This window comes from Alistipes megaguti (assembly GCF_944320325.1).
In the GTDB taxonomy this organism is placed as follows: Bacteria; Bacteroidota; Bacteroidia; order Bacteroidales; family Rikenellaceae; genus Alistipes; species Alistipes megaguti.
In genome coordinates this window covers 20,436-39,640 of record NZ_CALUHA010000012.1, presented here as the reverse complement: position 1 = coordinate 39,640, position 19,205 = coordinate 20,436, and the positions used below count along the sequence as shown (strand labels likewise).

11 protein-coding genes are annotated in these 19,205 nt (G+C 60.7%); 1 reads left to right on the top strand and 10 read right to left on the bottom strand.

The genetic code is table 11. The annotated features are described in order from the left end of the window. Positions 1-12 precede the first annotated feature (12 nt). The 10 genes from PUQ42_RS04805 to PUQ42_RS04760 form a co-directional block, all read right to left on the bottom strand. Positions 13-765, bottom strand: coding sequence for an SDR family NAD(P)-dependent oxidoreductase (locus tag PUQ42_RS04805; RefSeq protein ID WP_087403808.1), 753 nt, complete (start codon positions 763-765; stop codon positions 13-15). A 101-nt stretch (positions 766-866) separates the two neighbouring features. Beyond that, complete coding sequence (locus tag PUQ42_RS04800) at positions 867-2,318, bottom strand: MFS transporter (RefSeq protein WP_122119667.1); 1,452 nt, start codon at positions 2,316-2,318, stop codon at positions 867-869. A 19-nt stretch (positions 2,319-2,337) separates the two neighbouring features. Then, positions 2,338-2,682 (bottom strand): cupin domain-containing protein, encoded by a 345-nt coding sequence (locus PUQ42_RS04795; protein WP_087309358.1) that lies wholly within the window; start codon positions 2,680-2,682, stop codon positions 2,338-2,340. Positions 2,683-2,718: 36 nt separating this feature from the next. Further along, a complete protein-coding gene (locus PUQ42_RS04790; RefSeq protein WP_122119668.1) occupies positions 2,719-4,926 on the bottom strand; it encodes a heparinase II/III domain-containing protein in 2,208 nt (735 codons plus the stop codon). A 4-nt stretch (positions 4,927-4,930) separates the two neighbouring features. Continuing rightward, positions 4,931-7,189, bottom strand: coding sequence for a chondroitinase-B domain-containing protein (locus tag PUQ42_RS04785; RefSeq protein ID WP_273371474.1), 2,259 nt, complete (start codon positions 7,187-7,189; stop codon positions 4,931-4,933). 17 nt (positions 7,190-7,206) lie between these two features. Next, a complete protein-coding gene (locus PUQ42_RS04780; protein ID WP_273371472.1) occupies positions 7,207-8,616 on the bottom strand; it encodes a polysaccharide lyase 6 family protein in 1,410 nt (469 codons plus the stop codon). Between the two features lie 104 nt (positions 8,617-8,720). Continuing rightward, positions 8,721-10,640 carry an IPT/TIG domain-containing protein gene (locus tag PUQ42_RS04775; RefSeq protein WP_273371470.1) on the bottom strand — a complete coding sequence of 640 codons (1,920 nt, stop codon included), beginning with the start codon at positions 10,638-10,640 and terminating at the stop codon, positions 8,721-8,723. Between the two features lie 18 nt (positions 10,641-10,658). Further along, on the bottom strand, positions 10,659-12,365 hold the full coding sequence (locus tag PUQ42_RS04770) for an IPT/TIG domain-containing protein (protein ID WP_273371467.1): 1,707 nt from the start codon (positions 12,363-12,365) through the stop codon (positions 10,659-10,661). Between the two features lie 19 nt (positions 12,366-12,384). Next, on the bottom strand, positions 12,385-13,899 hold the full coding sequence (locus PUQ42_RS04765) for a RagB/SusD family nutrient uptake outer membrane protein (protein ID WP_087403815.1): 1,515 nt from the start codon (positions 13,897-13,899) through the stop codon (positions 12,385-12,387). 14 nt (positions 13,900-13,913) lie between these two features. Next, entirely contained in the window at positions 13,914-17,066 is a 3,153-nt protein-coding gene (locus tag PUQ42_RS04760; RefSeq protein ID WP_273371464.1) for a SusC/RagA family TonB-linked outer membrane protein, read from the bottom strand. Positions 17,067-17,592: 526 nt separating this feature from the next. On the opposite strand from PUQ42_RS04760, the gene PUQ42_RS04755 reads away from it, so the two are divergent. After that, a complete protein-coding gene (locus PUQ42_RS04755) occupies positions 17,593-19,194 on the top strand; it encodes a thiamine pyrophosphate-dependent enzyme (RefSeq protein WP_122119675.1) in 1,602 nt (533 codons plus the stop codon). The last annotated feature ends 11 nt before the right edge of the window (positions 19,195-19,205 follow it).

The window sequence follows — 19,205 nt, the reverse complement described above, 5'->3', positions numbered from 1 at the left end:
CTTCAGCGTCGACTACGAGAAGAGGACACCACCGTTGATATCGATGTTCGTACCGGTGATGTAGCTCGACTCGTCGCAAGCCAGGAAGCATACCAGGTCGGCAACCTCCGAAGCATTACCCTCACGACGCAGCGGAGCGGTGTGGTGGAGGTTCTCACGAGCCTCGGGCTTCGTGAAGCGGTCGTGGAACGAGGTGTTGATCATACCCGGAGCCAGGGCGTTGACACGGATTCCCTGCGGGCCGAGCTCCTTGGCCATGGCACGCGTGTGGCACATAACGGCAGCCTTGGCCGTAGCGTAAACCGAAGCACCCGGGCCACCACCGTCACGGGCAGCCTGCGACGAGAAGTTGACGATCGAACCGCCGGCAGGCATCATCGGAACTACCTCGCGGGTGCAGAGGAATACCGAACGCATGTTGACATCCATGATGAAATCATACCACTTCTCATCCTGCTCGGTGATGAGCTTGCGGCCCACCAGACCACCTACGACGTTGACCAGGATATCCACCTTGCCGCCGTAAGCCTCGGCAGCCTTGGCGAAGAGGTTCTTCACGTCGGCAGCCTTCGTCATGTCGCCCTGTACGGCAATGGCCTCGCCACCCTCGGCCTTGATCATCTCAAGGGTCTTCTGGGCATCGTCCGGATTGTCGAAGTAGTTCAGGCAAACCTTGGCACCTTCGGCAGCCAGTTTCACAGAAATTGCACGACCCAGGTCGCGCGCACCGCCCGTTACGACGGCTACTTTTCCACTCAGTTTCATCTCTTTTTAAGTTTTAAAAAGGTTTTACTTGTATTACGTCTTTTCTATTCGGTCAACCCGATCGGGCGTCCTCCTGAAGAAAGGCCCGGCCGGGAGAGGTGTTACTTGTTCAGCTGCTCGATGCGTCCGCCGAAGAGGAAGACACACAGCAGGCAGGCCGGGACGAGAGCCGCTCCGAGGATGAAGAAGGCCGTCCAATCGCCGCTCTGCGTCAGGTAGGGGATACACAGGATCGAGATGATGGTTCCGAGCACGGCCGAAGCGCCGCCCAGTCCGGCCAGCGAACCGACGGCCTTGCCGGTCTGCAGGTCGCTGGCAAGGGTCTGGATGTTGGTCATCACGAACTGATAACCGCCCAGGATGAAGGCCATCATGATGACGGCCATCGTTGCCGACGAGGCGACAGCGGCCAAAATCATGCCCGGAATGATGAAGCACGATCCGACGATCATCGCGGCTTTGCGTGCAAAGTTAACGGTTTTTCCACGATTGATCAACAGTCCCGAGAACCATCCGCCGGCTACCGAGCCGATGGCGGCACCCACGTAGGGCACCCAGGCCGACATGGCGATCTGCTTGATGTCCAGCCCGAAGACCTCGATCAGGTAGATCGGCAGCCACGTGACGAACATCCACCAGATGGGATCCAGGAAGAAGCGGCCCAGAATGACGGCGTAGTTCTTGCGCTCGCTGAGCAGCCGTCCCCACGACTTGGCCGTATCGCACGAGACGCGGCACTCGGGCTGACCCGAGATGATGTATTCGCGCTCCTTGTCGGTGATCCAGGGGTGCTCCTTGGGTCCCTTCTTGTTGATGATCAGCCAGGGGATCACCCAGATGATGCCCAGCGAACCCACCACGGCGAAGGTCACCCGCCAGCCGAAAGCCAGGAACAGCATCGGGATCAACACCGGCGAGATGATCGATCCCACCGAAGCGGCCGCACCAAAGATACCCTGAGCCAGGGCACGCTCCTTCTGCGGGAACCACTCGGCATTGGACTTGGTGGTTCCGGGCCACGGTCCGGCTTCGCCCAGTCCGAGCATCACGCGGAAGAAGGTCAGCGACTTGAGACCCGTCGAGATCGAGGCCAGCGCATCGGCACCGCCCCAGACCAGCGCCGAGAGGGTAAAGCCCCGCCGCGTACCGATCCGGTCGTAGATCTTGCCCGAGACGAGCTGGCTCACGCCGTAGGCGATCATGAAGAACATCGTGATGACGGCCAGCATGTTCTTGGCCTGCCGCTGCTGCTCTTCGGCCGAGGCGTTGACGTCGATCAGCCCCAGCTCCTTGGCAATACCGCCATGCTTGACATATTCGATGGCTCCGTCGGTGAGTTTGGTCACCTCGTCACCTGCCAGCGTCACCGACTTGCCGTCCGAAAGCACCGTATAGGTATCGGCCGCAGCGTCGTAGGTGTAGTCACCCGCGGCGCAGACCACCTTCGTATTGGCCACCCACATGTAGTTGAGCGTGCCACGGTCGAGGTAGTTGATGATCGTCACGATGGCGATCAACGCCAGGACGATCCACCGCAATCCATTGATTTTCATTCAGGCAGTCGTTAAGCGGTTACTTCTTGAGGAAATCCTCGCGGTGGGGCGAGAAGGTGTCGATCAGAATACCCGGCTCAAGGCAGACGCATCCGTGGATCTCGTCCGGAGCCACGTAATAGCCGTCGCCCGCTCCGAGCACCTTCTTTTCATCACCGATCGTCAGTTCGAACTTGCCGCTGGCCACGTAGGTAGCCTGGCTGTGGTAGTGGGCGTGCATCGTGCCCACGGCGCCCTTGTCGAAATGGACCTTCACGATCATCAACTGGCCGTCATAACCCATGATCTGACGACGGATACCCGGTCCCGGGGTCTCCCACGGAAGCTCGCTCTCGAGCTGGAATGTTTCACTGCGTGTTTTCATATCCTTAATTGTTTTTTAGAGGTTTTTCAGTTTCAATCATTTCATCTTCACATCGTAGGGACCCGTCCATTCGAAACGTCCCTCGGCGCTCTTGACCGTGTGGTGCTTCCCGGCATCAAACGAGCGGTTGGCCACGCAGAGCGTGACGCTGTGCCCGTCCTTGTACTCGGCCACGGCCACCGTGTATTCCGGCGTATCGACCACCAGCCGCACGCCAACGCACGACGAGGTCAGATTGGCCGACTGCTCGACCTGCAGATCGTACGTGCCGTGGGTCTCCAGCGACGAGAAGAAGGTATGGTTCTTCCTGCCCTTCTCGCGGATCATGTAGCCCTTCTCGGTGCGCAGGTTGAAGTCGGGATCCGAAGCTCCCGATTCGACGAAGACCATCTCGCTGGCGGGCGTCGTGGCCGTCGACAGCGAGTAGAAACGGTCGCCGGTGATCCACGTGAAGGTCGTCGTGGCCGACTTTTCGTTGCGGCCGCGGGCCTGGCACCAGAGGTGCTGGTAACCGTTTGCCTCGCCCAGGGCCGACATCGTCGTGAGGGCCTTCTCGTAGGGGAAGTTCACGCTCACCATGTGGCCGCCGTACCACATCGGGTAGTCGTAGCGGTGCTCCTTGTCGCTGCGGGCCTGCAGCAGGTCGAGAACGAGCGGATACTGCAGGAACGGCGTGGTGATGTAGGCCAGCGTGCGCTGCATGGCCACGCCCGGGTAGGCATTGGTCTCCCGAGCCGAGACGATCTGCACATCCTTGCGCGAGAAGTCCGTGAAGAGGATCTCCGAGTGGTGCTTCATCGACTCGTCGTAGTTGCCGTCGAAGTGCGAACGCTCGTCGACGACCAGCGTGTTGTGGGCCACGGTCTGCATGGCAAACGACTTGTTTTCGTGCGTGTAGTGACCCTTGTACTTGGCCTCGATGTTGAGCCAGCGGGCAGCGCCGTAGTCGCACAGCACCTCGTTGTCGTTGTCGTAGTAGGCGATCGTCAGCTTGTCGTAGTGGCCGTGGCTCAGACCGTGCGAGGTAGCCTTGAGCGTCAGGGCGCTGTTGAGCGCGGGGTCGGTCGAGCGGATCACCGCAATGCCCCCCTCGTCACCGTTGCGTCCGTCGCGGAAGAGGGCGCTGTGGAAGGTCAGCGGCCGGGCCTCGCCCCGGGCGATGTCACGCGCTACGGCGAATCCGGCATCGGTCGGCAGCACCCAGTCCTGATAGCGCGCCGCCACGTCGAGCAGCGTCTTGTTCGAAGGGTCGGCGTTATAGGCGATGTTGACGGCATAGACCAGCTCCTGGGCGTCGTAGCCCTTCAGCAGCGCGTCGTTGAAGCGCATGAAGCGGCCGTCGTAGGCCAGCTGCAACAGCGTCGAAACGGCCTTGAGCAGAATGCCGTCGCGATACTGGAAGATCTTCAGATCGGGGCGGTTGTGCTCGATGCACTGCGCGAAGACCATGAAGGGCCAGATGGCGTAACGCTGGTAGTAGGCGCCCTCGGTGAAGTAGCCGTCGGGCGAGAAGAGGTAGTCCAGCTGCTGGATAAAGCCGCCGTGCTTGCCTGTCTCATCCGTACCGTAGAGGGCCTTGCGCACCAGATCCTCGTCACCCATCGCCATGCCGATCATGCCGACGGCCGACGTGGCCCACGTGGCGTGGTTGTGCATCTTGTTGAAGACCTTGTTGTTGGCGCGGTTGCCCTCCATGCCGTTCATCAGGAAGTCGGCCATCGGGCGGAAGAGGTTCTGCTCAACATAGGCCCGTTCGTCGGCCGACATGTAATCGTAGACACAGTCGTAGGCCATCGAGGTGTGGACCAGCCAGACGCTCTCGTTGAGTGTCTGCCAGAAGAGGCGGCCCGGCGTCTTCGAGAGCTTGACGGGGTGGAATCCGAGCGTCGGATAGAGGTCGGCATAGGCCTTCAGCATGTCGGCCACGCGGCGGGCATACTTCTCCTCGCCGGTCACCTGCCAGGCGATGCCGCAGTCGACCATCTCGTAATAGTTCAGTTTGTGGCGTTCGTGGGTGTAGCCGCCACCGCCGTCGCGCGGTTGGGGCACCTCGATCGGCGAGGCCACGGCAGCATCCGCCCCGGCCAGCGTACGCGCCATCGAGGCGTCGAAGGCAGGCACCTTGCCGCAATCGTCGCGCATCTCGGCCACACCTTGTGCCGTCAGCATCAGCGAGGGGTGTTCTCCGGCCCATGCACCGAGCGTCAGCAGCGCTCCGAAGGTCATAAAAAGCAGTCTCTTCATTCGGTTATTCGTTTTTAACACCTATGCCCAGCCGTGCCAGCGGCGAATCCTCGCGCTGCGCAAAGTCGTAATGCGCGGCATCGACATAGACGGGTTCCAGTTCATAGAGCTCCCCCTTGACGGCCTTGCCCGTCATCGAGAGGATGGCGCCGGCATTCCAGAAATTGCACGCCGAGATGGAGACCTTCTCCCAAGTGGCCTCGTCCAGACGGATCGAACGTCCGCCCCGGCCGCTGTTCGAGAAGTTGCACCCCTCGATGTCGAGCACCTGCGGACCGACGAGCCGCATCACCGAACCGCGCTCCTTGTTGCAGCAGTCCTCGAAGTTGCAGCGGCGGATCGTCACATAGGGACCGGCCGTCGACTCGTCGCTGCCGCCGCGGTAGATGTTGATAGGCAGTCCGAGGATGCGGTAGAACGAGCAGTTTTCGATCACCATGTCGTCGGCGTTGTAGCGTCCCTTGTCGTCGCGTTCGGCGGCGTAGTTGATGGCGTCGCCCGAGAGGTCGCGGAAGATCGAGTTGCGGATCTCGACCCGTCCGGCAAAGGTGGCCTGCGTTCCCTTGACGGCAAAGAAGCCGCCCTCGCCGAAGTCGTAGAAGGCGCAATTGTCCACCCAGAGGTTGTAGGGGCGGATCATGTCGCGGGCCGTCGAGATGCCGGCCTTGGCCAGCGCCTTGCCATCCTCGAGGCGGCCCGAGAAGGCGATCCCCTCAATATGCAGTTCACCGCCATCGGCGATGGTCACCATGTTGTCACCGCGCGTTCCGTTGAAACGCACGACGGGACGCTCGCCCCCCTTCACGCCGCGGATCGTCAGCGGTACGCGCACCACCATGGCACGCTGGATGGCGTAGTCACCGCCGGCATCGGCCAGTTCGACCACCGACCCCGCCTCGGCCTGCTCGACCACGGCCGGAAGGTCCTCACCGGCATGCACCGTATAGACGCGCTCCGAGCGCGACTGTGCCTGCACCTCGGGACGGTACCACGAGGCCCCCTTGCCGGCACGCATCTCCGTCTCCGCAGGCAGTACGGGAAGCTGCGGCTGAACGTTCTCGAAACCCTTGATCTCACACGGACGGGCCAGCGCGACGCGGTTGTCGCGGAAGGTGAAGCCGTCGGTGCGGTCAACGGCGATGAACGGAGTGTCGGCCTTCGGATTGACGATCGTATTGCGGGCGAACAACACCCGCTCGGGGGCCAGCGTCCGCTCAAGGTCCTTGCCCGTGCCGAACTCGATGTTCGAGCAGTTGATGAAAGTGTTGTCCGTCAGTTCGACATCCTCGACCTGACAGTAGCGGTTGGGCAGCGAGTTGGGCACGGCGTCCATCAGGGCCAGCGCCGAGAAGAAGCGTTCGCCGGCGATGCCCACCAGCGTATTGCGGCGCACCTTGTGGCCGGCGTTGATCACGCGGATACCGCCCGTATTGCGTTTGCCATGGCCTACGAAGAGGTTCTCCTCGACCGTATTGCGGTCGCCGTGGCGCAGGGCCAGCACCCCTTCCGACTCAAAGAAGACGTTGCGGCGGATCGTATTGTCGCTCGACTTGATCGAGACCACCTCGACCTCGCCGTTGCAGCGGTCGAAGAGGTTCTCCTCAATGAGCGTATTGGACGACGAGTAGGCCTGCTGCGAGGTGCCGACACGGATCGTCTCGGCGCCGTTCGAACCATAGACCGGACGCGGACCGAACCAGTTGTGGTCGATGCGGTGGAAGTTCTGCTGGCTGCGCTCCTCGTTGAGCATCACGATCAGCGTGACGCCCAGGTTGAGCTTGCCGGTCAGCGTGCAGTGGTCGACGCGGTTGTGACGTCCGTAGAGCAGGATGTAGCTGTAGGCCATGTCGCGGCGTGCGGGGTTGTAGCCGTCGACGACACACTCCGTCAGGCGGCAGTGGTTGGCCACCTCGCGGCCGTTGCGGAACTCGATGACCGAACCCGACGGCGCGTGTCCGTCCCGGAAGCAGAGGCCGCTCACCTCGACCCATTCTCCCGCCAGACGCAACGTCGAGGTGCCCGTGAAGACCACCCCGCCGGGCGTCTGAGCCTCGATGCACAGGGGCTTTTTCTCGGTGCCGCGGCCGAGCCATTTCAGCGTCAGATCGTTGTATATGCCATCTTCGATCACAATGCGGTCGCCAGGCTTCGCCTCGCGCAGCGTCGCGGCCACATCGCCTGCAGCCACGCGGTATTCACGCGCCGGGAGCGTCGCGGCTGCCAGCACGGCCACCGTCAGCAACAGATATTTCAGCGATTTCATCATCTTCTTTCTTACCGTTATTCGGTTTTCCACGAGCACCCGGCCGCCTCACGGATGGCATCCATGGCGGGCTGTACGTTGGGTTTGGCCGGAGCCGAGGTCAGCGAGGGCAGCGAAACACCGCGCTGCCGACCGTAGAGTTTGTTATCGTTCCATTCGATCTCGGGGGCCGCGGGCTCCGTGGCGCAATCCACGGCGTAGCCCGACGAGGTCGCCGAAACGATGTTGCCCTCGATCACCGTCGAGACAACGGGCACCACCTGATTGCTCGAACTGCTCGCATAGTTGACATTCAGTCCGTACTTGCAGTCGTAGACCATGTTGTAGCGCACCTTGGCATTCTTGACCTGCCAGTAGCCGCTCAAAGCCGGATTCTCCTGCCCGCGCACCAGACAGATGGCCGACCGGTAGCCCGTACCGGCCAACCCCTCGAGGTAGTTGTGCTCGACAGTGTGCCCCTCGCCGATCAGACGGATACCGCCCGTACCCGACATGCCGTTTCCGACGAAGTAGTTGCCCGTCACCGTGCAGTTGTTGCCGTGGCGCATGGTCAGCGTACCCTGGCACTCGACGAAGAGGTTGCGGCGGTAGGTGTTCCCGCACGACTTGTTCGAGACGATCTCGGCCTGCTCGCCGTGGCAGTGGTAGAAGTAGTTGTCCTCGACCGTGCAGGCGGCCTCCTGCATCGAGTAGGTGCTCGTGCCGATGCGGATGGTCTCCTGCCCGTTGATCGCCTTGCCGTTGTCGTCACGGAGCGTCACGGGACGTTCGAAGTGGTTCGCCGCGATCGTATGGCGGGGCGTTACGCCCTCCTCGAGCCAGACAACCATCAGCGTGCCGATGTTGCGTTTGTCGCGGAAGGTGCATCCCTCAACGCGGTGGTCCGTGCCGTAGAGCGAAACCCACTTCGTGTCGGTTTCGGCATCCTCCCGCGTATTGTCGCCCGTAATGGCGCAGTCATGCACCGTGCAGTGCGAGGAGCCCTTGGCCAGCGTTACGACCGACTTGCCCGAGACGGGTTCGGGGTTGCGCCACCAGAAGCCCTCCACTTCGGCGCAGGTTCCCGAGACCGAGATCCGCGACGTACCCGTGAAGCAGACCGCCCCGGCCTTCTCGGCCCGCAGGATGACGGGCTGTTCGGCCGTACCGGCACTCTTCAGTTCGGCGATCTGATCGCTGTAGAGTCCGTTGCGCCAAACGACGACCGTACCGGGCTGCAGCGTCCCGAGAGCCTTCAGTTCGTCGGCCGACGAGACGTAGAGTGTCGTCTCGGGGTCCGGGGTCGGATCGGAATCCTGCCCCTGGTCGGAACCGGCACCCTGAGAGGTGTTTCCACTGCCCGCCGACGGCTCCACCGCGGAGGCCTCGCCCCCCGAGCAGGCCAGCGTCTGAATGGCCAGCAGCATCAACAATATGGTTTTACGCATCATGCTTGAGTTTCTTCTTAAACGTCCCCGGAAACCCTCCTCCGGTCATTCCGGAAGAGGATTTCCGGTTTCGTTCCCCAATTAACCTACTAAAAAACCGGTTTTTATTCGTTCAATGGTTTCGACCAGTAGAAGTCGAAGGTGATCGTTGAAGCTTCAGATCCCGGGGCTTCTTCCGAAATTCCGTCTTCATGAATACAGATATACCCATATCTGTAAAAATCATCGGCTGTCGGTTTCTTATTGGAGGTCTGATCACAACTGAAATCATACGTCGTATATGCAACCAGAATGATCTGACCCTGACCGAATGTTGACGTGCTGGGCTCTGCCGCATATTTCGGCGAAGCTGCGCTGGGAACCACGGTAACCCCGGGCATGGACTGCATGGTTCCGGCCTGAATGGCAGCTACGACATCAGCCAGCTTGGATTCCTGGGAAGCATTCCGGAAATAGCAGACAGAACAGCCATACGTTCCCGAATTTACGATGTCGTGACCCGATGATGTCGTAAAATTGGACAACATACTCGAACTGTTAGCCGGAGACTGCAACGTTAAACTTCCACCGGAGAATCCTGTCAGGAAGTAAACAGGCTGTGCATAATACTCCTCCTCGGTCATCTTGTTCGGATCGATGGTATTTTTGCCAATTCCTGCCCCCAATATTGCTTTTGTATCCAGATCTTTCCACTCATCGGTAGAGATAACCCGTCCCCAATCGGGAACAAAGAAGGCCTTATCCCGGTTCGTTTCATCCTGAGCACCAATCGTAATATTGGTAAAGTAGTAGAACGGATAGACCATGGCCGTGCCGAAGTCCACTTCGTTGCTGCCGTTGTAAAGCGCCTTCACGGAAACCTCCTTAGCTTCGGTGAACGTCACGCCGTCCGGAACGATGAACTGCGCCTCGACATCCGTCGGCTCGCCAACCAGCGTGGCGGCAACACCATCAACCTTGAAGCCCTCGATCGAGGCCAGGTTCTCACCCTTGACCGTCACCGTCTTGCCCAGATAGAACTTATCACCACCGTCCTGGGCCGTCATCGAAATCAGTTCGGGTTTGGCCGGACCTACGGGCGTCGTATCCAGACGCCAGGCCAAAGCGACCGTGGTCGTCTGAGCCGGAGTACCCCACTGGGCCGTCAGCTCAGCCTCGGCCACAACCGGATCGGCCGCAGCGATCGACGTGGGGAATTTCACCGTGATGGTGCCGGCCTCGGCCGTCATCACGATCAGATCGTACTCGCCCCACTTCATGCCGCTCACCAGATCGAGGTTCTGACCCTTGAAGGTCACCTCGTCACCAAGGACGTTCTGCTCGCCCTCCTCCTGCGAAGCGGCATCGAACTTCGGCGTGTGCAATGTGAAGAGCGTCTCGCCCGTCACGTCGATCGTCGCCGTGCCCCACTCGGCCGTGATGGCCAGTTCACTGTCGCCGGCGGCATACTCCCCGGCCGGAACGGCCACCTTGATCTCCTCGGCCGATACCGACGCAAAACCGGCCGCCTCGACCGTCACTTTACCGAAGTGTACACGGGTGATCTGCTCGAGGTTGCGACCCGTGAGGGTCACCTCCGTACCGACCGTACCCTCGGCCGGCGCATACGCCGTGATCAGGGCGTCGGTCACCGGAACCGTCAGATAATAGGGATAGTGGAAGATAACGCTCTCGCCGTCGGCATCGTAGACATCGATCCACACCTGATAGGTGGCATCCTGCTGAGCGAGATCCAGCGCCGGAATCTTGAACTTCAGCGTCTTGATCGTCTGCTCGGTAATCTCGGCCTCTACCCCGTCCACCGTGACGTGCGACACCAGGTCGAGGTTGAATCCCCCGGCCGAAACCTCCGTACCGATATAGGCACGGACGCTGCCGCTTTCGTCGGTCATCGGCGACAGGGTCGTCGAATTGATCGAAGGCGTATGCTGCGCATCGACCTCACTCTGCTCGGGGCCGCAGGCGGTCAGCGCCGCCAGCGATCCCGCCAGAAGAAGGGTCAGATATTTCGTGATTCGTTTCATCGTCGAATGGGTTTTAGGTTATTGTTGGTTTGCCAGTTTCGAGTAGTCGTAATCGTACTTCTGCCAGTAGCAGTTGAAGGTCACGTCACTCGACGAGGGGGCATTCGTGTTGTTGTAGGTCTTGAAGTTGACCGTGCGGATGTGGAGGAAGCCGATCCTGCGGATGTTGGCGGCCACATTCTCGGCCGAACCGTCGTAACCGTAGTAGAGCACCATCAGCACGGCGTCGACATCCACCGCCGCGGCATCCGTGCCGGCCGTGTACTTGCCGGCGGCCCAGACGTCGCTGTTGAGCGTACCCTTGGCCGAGCTGATGCCGATGCCGCCCACGGTCTTGGCCTCGACGTCGATCGGGAAGCTCTCCTCGTCGATGTGCTCCAGCGTCTGGTTCTTCACCTGGTCGATCAGCGCCTTCTCGGCGGCATTCGAAGAATCCAGGTAGCGGAACGTCAGCACCGGAGTGCCGTAGCAGTCGCCCTTCACGCCCGTAACGCGGTATTCGTCGGCCGAATTGTTCTCGAAGTAGAAGTTGCGCAGCTGACCCTTCGAGTTGGCCGGCGAGTTGACCTGCAGCTGTCCGGCGCTCATGCCCGAGAAGAAGAAGTAGGGGTTGACCGAATTGTACTGCTCCTCGGTGATCACCGCCTTGTTGGGCGTATTGCCTGCCGAGCAGGTCGCAACCTGATACTGGTACGAGATCGGGTCGATGACCGTCCGCCAGTCGGAGTTGGCATAGACGCGGCCCGTCTGGGGCGAGAAGAACGACGACATCGACTCCACGTCGCGGCCCTGGGCCCAGACGCGCATGTTCTCCCAGAACATCAGGTAGGGAACGTAGACCACGAAGGCTTCGCTGAGCGTAATCGTTTCGTTGCCGTCGAAGTATTCGGCCACAACGGTCGTCTCGGTGTCGCCGTCCTGGAAATCACCGGCCGGAACCGTGAAGGTCAGCGACGTGGGCTGTTTCGATATCAGGGCCTCGAACTCGCCGACCAGAATGCGGTCGACCTTGTCGAGGTTCTCGCCCGTCAGCGTCACGGACTTGCCGACGGCCGTACGCTCGAGCGTCACCGGCTGGTCGAAGACCGGAACCACGCGCACCACCTCGATCGAGGGGGCCTCGTCGAGCGGCGTGGTCACCGACGAGGTGCCGTCGAAGTAACGCAGCGTGATGCGTACGTTGCCGTTCTCGACATAGGGAACGCGGGCCACGATCTCCGTGGTGCTCTGCTCCTGGATATCGCCCTCGTGGCCGTTCTCCTGCCCCTCGGCCGTGAAGATCACCGCCTCGACGGCCGAGAGATCCGTACCCGTCAGGAGCAGCTGCTCGCCCATGACCACCGACTTCTGCAGCAGGGCCGGCTTCAACGACGGAACGGCATACGAATAGGTGAATTCGCTCTCCGATTCACCCTTGCCCTGAGTATTCTCGAGGATGATCCGCCCGTCGCGGCCGTTGGCTCCGGCCACGATCGACAGACGCGTATCCGATACCTTCTCCTTGATGACCATCTCCTGGTCACCGATGTAGGCCTTTGTCACACCGCTCAGGTGCTGACCCGTGATGATGATCTCCGTACCCACGGGGGCCGAAGCCGGCGAGAAACTCTCGATCAGCGGCGCATAGAGCGTCACATCGTCCACGTAGGTCTTGTCGCAACCCGTCGCCAGCAGCATCCCGACGGCCGTTGCAAAAGCACATATTCGATTCAAGATTCGTTTCATAGGTTTTTGCTGTTATCGGTTAGTATCCGGGATTCTGAGCCACTTCGGGGTTGATGTTGATCACCGAGATGGGGATCGGAAGCAGCACCTGCCACTCCGAAATCGGGCTGACCGTATAGTCGTACTCCGAGTAGAAGAGCTCCGAGGCGAAGAAGTTGTTGACCGTCGTGACGGCCGTGCCCCAGCGCATCAGGTCGAACCAGCGCTGGTTCTCGCAGGCCAGCTCCAAGCGGCGCTCCTTGCGCACGGCCTCACGGAAGAGGTACTTCGACGAGAGGTCTGTCGTCGTATAGGTGGCCACGCCGGCGCGCTCGCGGATCATGTTCAGATAACGCATTGCCTCGTCCGTCGGACCCGACGTCTCGTTGATCCACTCGGCCAGCAGCAGCGCCACGTCGCCCACGCGCAGAATCGGCCAGTCCTTCTCACCGTCATACTCCGTGGTGATCGGCGAGAGGAACTTGTCACACCAGCGGGCCTCGACCGTCAGACCGGTCGTGGCGTTGTAGTAGCTCTCCTTCAGAGTTACCGCCTTGCGCTTGTCGGGATTCTCGGCCGTACCGTTGTTGTTGAAGGCCGACAACAGATCGTCCGACGGATAGTTGTAGTGCTTGGGCGAACCCATGATCACGTTGTTGCCGTTGTTCATCGGGCCGAAGAGCGTGCCGAACGGGCTGCCCAGGCCGACGTTGCCCGAGAGGTAACGCACGGCGAAGATGATCTCCTTGTTCATCTCGTTGTCCGTAGCGAAGATCCGGTCGTAGGGGACCAGATCGGCGCCGCTCTGCGGATTTCCGGCCGAAGCCAGCACCGAGCGCAGCAGATCGCCCGCCTTCATGTACTGCTCCGAGCCCACCTCGTAGCGCGTCATGTAGACCTTGGCCAGCAGCCCCTTGGCGGCGGGCATCGTGGCACGACCCTCATCGCCCGAAGCCGACGTTTCGGGGAGCATGTTGCCATCGATAATGGCATTCAGGTCACCCTCGATCAGCGCGTAGATGTCCTCCACGGGCGAACGCTGCATGTAGCGGGCCTCGTCGGCACCGGTCTTCTTCGTCACGAGGAACACCGGGCCCCACAGCCGCACCAGATTGAAATAGAGGTGTGCACGCAGGAACTTGGCCTCGCCCTCGTACTGGGCGCGCTGCGTGGGATCCTCCACCACGTCGAGGTACGAAATGACCTTGTTGGCGCGGTCGATGGCCGCATAGGCGGCATTCCAGTAGTTCTCGACCCAGGTGTGGGCCGTGGTGATAGTCCCCTGGTCGAGCTGCTCGATGAGCTTGGTATCCTGCGACGAGGAGCCGCTCACACGCATACGCGTGTTGTCCGAACGCAGCTCCGTGAGCGCCCACTCGTAATACATGACGTTGTGCAGGCCGTTGTAGGTGCCGATCACCAGGTCGTTGACCGCCGAGGCATCCTTCACGTACTCGTCGGCAGCAATTTCGGAATAGGGGTACTGATCCAGGTTGCAGGCGCCCAGAGCGAGCGTCAGGATCATCGAACCGATATATTTGAGCGTAGTTTTCATCTTCGTTCCGGGTGTTAGAAGTTAAGGTCGATGCCGAACGTGAAAGTCGACGTCAGCGGGAAGCCTCCTCGCTGGTAGCCGTCGATCAGCGGGCTGGCGTAGTTGCCCGAGGTCATGCGCGACTCGGGGTTGATGCCCTTGTAGTCGTCGCTCCACAGATAGAAGAGGTTCGAACCCGTCACGTAGAAGCGCAGGCCGTTCAAACCCAGCTTGCGGGCCGACTTCTTCGGCAGCGTATAGCCGACCGTCAGGTCGCGCAGACAGAGGTACGAGGCATCCTGCAGACCGAGGTCCGTGAGCATGATGTCGTAACCGTTCTTGGCGTAGGGGGTCTTGCCGTCGCCGCGGTGCGTATCGCTCACCCAGCGGTTCTCCATGTAGGCGCGGTTGTACTTGTGCGACTCGTTGTAGAAGATGTCGCCGTTGAAGACCGTCACGCCCTGCACGCCCTGCAGCAGGAACGACACGTCGAAATTGCCGATGCGGAAGTTGTTGGTCATGCCCCACGTGAAATCGGGATAGGGATCACCCAGCACCACGCGGTCATTGTCGTTCAGTTCGCCGTTTCCGTCGGCATCCCACAGCCGCAGACCGCCCGGCACGTCACCCGCAAAGTGCGGATTGGCCTCGATCTCCTCCTGCGAGTTCCATACGCCGATGCTCTTGAAGCCGTAGTACTGGATCAGCGGGTCGCCGACACGGGCGATGTAGCTTTCGGAGCGTTCGCCCTGGGTGATGACCTGCGCCTCGCCGCCGATCTCGAGCAGCTTGTTGCGCGTGAGCGAGAAGTTGACGGTCGTCGACCACTCGAAGTTCTTGTGGTTGATCTGACGCGTGTCGAGCTGGATCTCGACGCCGGCGTTGCGCACCTTGCCGATGTTGTTCCAGTAGTATTGGAAGCCGGTGAACGACTGCGTGGGCTGTTCGAAGAGCAGTGCACGGGTCACCGAATAGTAACCGTCGAAGGTCAGGGCGATCTTGTTGTCGACGAAGCCCGCATCCAGACCGAAGTTCCACTCGTCGGTCTGCTCCCACGTAATGTTCGAGTTGGCCAGCGTCGAGGAGGTGTTGGCCGAACCGGGGGTCAACGAGCCGTTGCCCGCACCGGTGGGATAGTTGGCCGAATTGAGCACCTCGAGGGCTGCCACATAGTCGATGTTGTTGTTACCCGTCACACCGTACGAGGCACGCAGCTTGAGGTTCGAGAAGACGCGCTGCTCCTTCATGAACTGCTCCTCGGAGATGCGCCAGCCCACCGATACCGAGGGGAACCAGGCGTTGCGGTTGCCCGACGAGAAGAGCGACGAGCGGTCGAGTCGCAGCGAGGCCGACAGCAGATAACGGCCGTCGTAGCTGTACGAAATACGTCCCAGATAGGATTCGAGCACCTCGTTCGGGTAACGGAAGGTTCCCGTACCGCTGCCATTGCCGTTGTTCTCGGAGGCCAGTTCGAAGATCGTGGCGGCGTTGAGCGTCTGGATGTTGTCCGTCGGGAAGCCCGTACCGCTCAGGGCCACGTTCTGCACGCGGGTCGACTCGGCCGTATAACCGGCCAGAATATCCAGGTCGTGACGGCCGAAGGTGCGGTTGTAATTGAGCGTGTTCTCCGTAAGCATGTCGACATAGAGCGAGCTGGTGAAGGTGGCCTCACTGGCCGTACCATCCTTCGTGGCATTCTTGTTGGCATAGCTGTACGAGGGGCGGTAGCGCACGTTCACGCCGTTCGAGGTCTTGAACTGAAGGCCCTTGCAGATATCCACCGTCAGATAGACGTTGGCCATGCCCTGGAAGTTCTCGTTCCAGCGCGTGGTGTTGGCCATCACGCTGCGGGGGTTGTTGTTGGCCGAGTTGAAGGGCGACACGGCCGTCGTATTGTAGGTCGGGTTGCCATACTCGTCCGGATCGCCGATCGGCGCATAGAGATTGTTGAAGTGGCTGCCGCGGGCAAATCCCGTATAACCGGTCAGGGCCGTGGTCCAGGCGTTGTGGTAGACGGGCAGGAACGACGGCGTACGGTAGAAGTCGATGAAGTTGTTGCGCGGGCGCGAGGCCTTCTGGTAGTTGGCCGAGACGTTCACGCCGAAGGTGACGGCCTTCGACAGGTTGGCATCCACCTTCGTACGGAAGGTCACCTTCTGCACCTCGTTCTGCAACATGATACCCTGATCGCGGGTCCAGGCAGCCGACGAATAGTAGCGGATGTCGCGTTTGCCGCCCTGGACGGAGAACTGGGCATTGGTAACGCTGGCCACATCGCGCAGACCCTCGCGCTGCCAGTCGGTCGAACCGATATTCTGCTCGATCCAGGCAGCCACCTTGTCCTGCGTCTTGACGGCCGGACCTCCCCACGCGGCCTCCCTCTCCTGCCACTGGAGATACTCCGTGGCGGTCAGCAGGTCGTGGAGCCGGTAGGCCCACTTGACGCCCTGATAGAGTTTGACCGAATAGCGGGGCTTCTCGGACGAGCCGCTCTTGGTGGTGATCATGATCACACCGTTGGCGGCACGCGAACCGTAGATGGCGGCCGAGGCGGCATCCTTCAGTATTTCAATGGACTGGATATCCGAGGGGTTGAGCGTCTGCAGACCGTCGGGAACGGGATAGCCGTCGATGATCACCAGCGGCGAACTGTCGGCCGAGATCGAACCCGTACCGCGCACGCGGATCGAAGGCATGACACCCACCTCGGAGGTGGTATTGTTGATCGTCAGACCGGGGATCTGACCCTGAAGCGCCGTCGTAACGTCCGAAACGGGGCGGTCGGCCAGCACGCTGCCTTCGATCTTGGCGATCGAACCCGTCAGGTGGGACTTCTTCTGCACACCGTAGCCCACGACAACGATCGCATCGAGGGCTTCAGTCTCGGGCTCCATCTTCACATTGATCGTGGTCTGTTTGCCGACCTTGATCTCCACCGTCTTATAACCGACATACGAGAATTCGAGCAACGTCTCCTCTCCGGGAACGGAGAGCGAATAGGAACCGTCAATACCGGTTGCGGTTCCGGTTGCCGGGGGGGGGTCCTTGACCACCACCGAGACACCGATCAGAGGGCCGTTCTCATCACTGACCACACCGCGGACCGTGATTTTCTGCGCATGGACAGTTGCCGAGCTGACCAGCAGAGCCAGCAGCATCAGCGACTTCAGCAAGTAATTTTTAGCCATAATGCAGCTTTAAGTATAGGTTAGTTTATTGATTATATGGCACTTACAGAGGCCCGAAATCACCCGTTTGGTCAACCAAACTGGATCACCAAACTGGTATACCAATTTCGAACCACGCACAAAGATATAGAAAAAAAGGTTAACAGACCAAGATTAAAACGAAAATTTTTGCCCTCCGGAGCCATTTTTTTCTGAAGCATAAAAAAACGGGGAATCAACACACCTGAAATCCGATTATCGGAAAGGTTGGAAGAAATCTTCCAATATTGTCCGATGAGGGAACAGGTCGCTCCATCGCCCCGTTGACGCGGGAAATTCCTGCGAAGCGCAAGCCCCTGAGACACGGACAAAAGACCGGGCTCCGGACAAATGCCGACAGCCGTTTTACACATTTAAATAAAAAAGTTGACACTTCAGGTTATTTTTCATAAAACGGCACACCTATTTAATAAATCGACGCGGAATATTGTCATTCTGCTGAAAATTTGTAACTTTGTAAAAACCGAAAACCAACCAACCGCGAACTATGCCAAAACGAGAACTCTTACTGGGAGACGAAGCCCTCGCACTGGGGGCCCTCCATGCGGGACTGTCGGGCGTCTTCGCCTATCCGGGCACGCCGTCGACCGAAATCACGGAGTATATCCAGAGCCACCCGCTGGCCGCCGAACGCAACGTCCACCGCACGTGGTCATCCAACGAAAAGACGGCCATGGAGGAGGCCCTCGGCATGTCGTTCGTCGGCAAACGGGCCATGGTCTGCATGAAACACGTCGGGCTGAACGTCGCCGCCGACGCCTTCGTCAACTCGGGCATGACCGGCGCCCACGGCGGTCTGGTTGTCGTGGTGGCCGACGACCCCTCGATGCACTCCTCGCAGAACGAACAGGACTCGCGCTTCTACGGGCAGTTCGCCCTCATCCCCACGTTCGAACCCTCGACCCAGCAGGAGGCCTACGACATGATCCGCACGGCCTTCGACCTCTCGGAAAAGTACCAGATTCCGGTACTGATGCGCATGACCACCCGCATGGCCCACTCGCGGGCCGTCGTCGAGGTGGGAGAGCCGCAGCCCGAAAATGCATTGAGTTATCCCGAAAAGGCGCGCCAGTGGGTGCTCATGCCCGGCAACTCGCGCGTGCGCTGCAAGGAGCTCATCGCCGACAACGAACGTCTGGAGCAGGAGGCCGCAGCGAGCCGCTTCAACCGCTACACGGAGGGCACGGACAAGCGGATGGGCATCATCGCCAGCGGCATCGCCTACAACTACCTGATGGAGAACTACCCCGACGGATGTCCCTATCCCGTGCTGAAGATTTCGCAGTATCCGCTGCCGAAGGCGCTCGTGCGGCGGCTGGCCGAGGAGTGCGGCGAACTGCTCGTCATCGAGGAGGGACAGCCCTTCATCGAGCAGGCCGTGCGGGGCGTACTGCCCGCACCGCTGAAGATCTGCGGCCGGCTGACGGGCGAACTTCCGCGTACGGGCGAGCTGACCCCCGACAGCGTGCGGGCCGCCCTGGGGCTGGCTCCGCATCGGGCACACGCCGCCAGTGAGATCGTCGTGCCGCGTCCGCCCGCCCTGTGCCAGGGATGCGGACACCGCGACATGTACACCGCCCTGACCGAAGTGGTGCGCGAATTCCCCAACGGAAAGGTATTCAGCGATATCGGCTGCTACACGCTGGGCTGGCTTGCCCCGTTCCACGCCATCGACACGTGCGTCGACATGGGCGCCTCGATCACGATGGCCATGGGCGCCGCCTACGCAGGACAACACCCCTCGGTGGCTGTCATCGGCGACTCGACCTTCACCCACTCGGGCATGACGGGGCTGCTGGACGCCGTCAACGAAGGGGCGAACATCACCGTTGTGATCTCCGACAACCTGACCACCGGCATGACCGGCGGACAGGATTCGGCCGGCACGGGACGCCTCGAACAGATCTGCGCCGGCATCGGCGTCGACCCGGCCCACATCCGCGTGGTGGTGCCCCTGCCCAAAAACCGCGAGGAGATGAAACGCGTCATCCGCGAGGAGATCGCCTACCGGGGCGTCTCGGTGATCATCCCGCGCCGCGAGTGCATCCAGACGGCCAAACGCCATGCCGCCGCCAAGTACAGGAAATAAACCAAACCGCA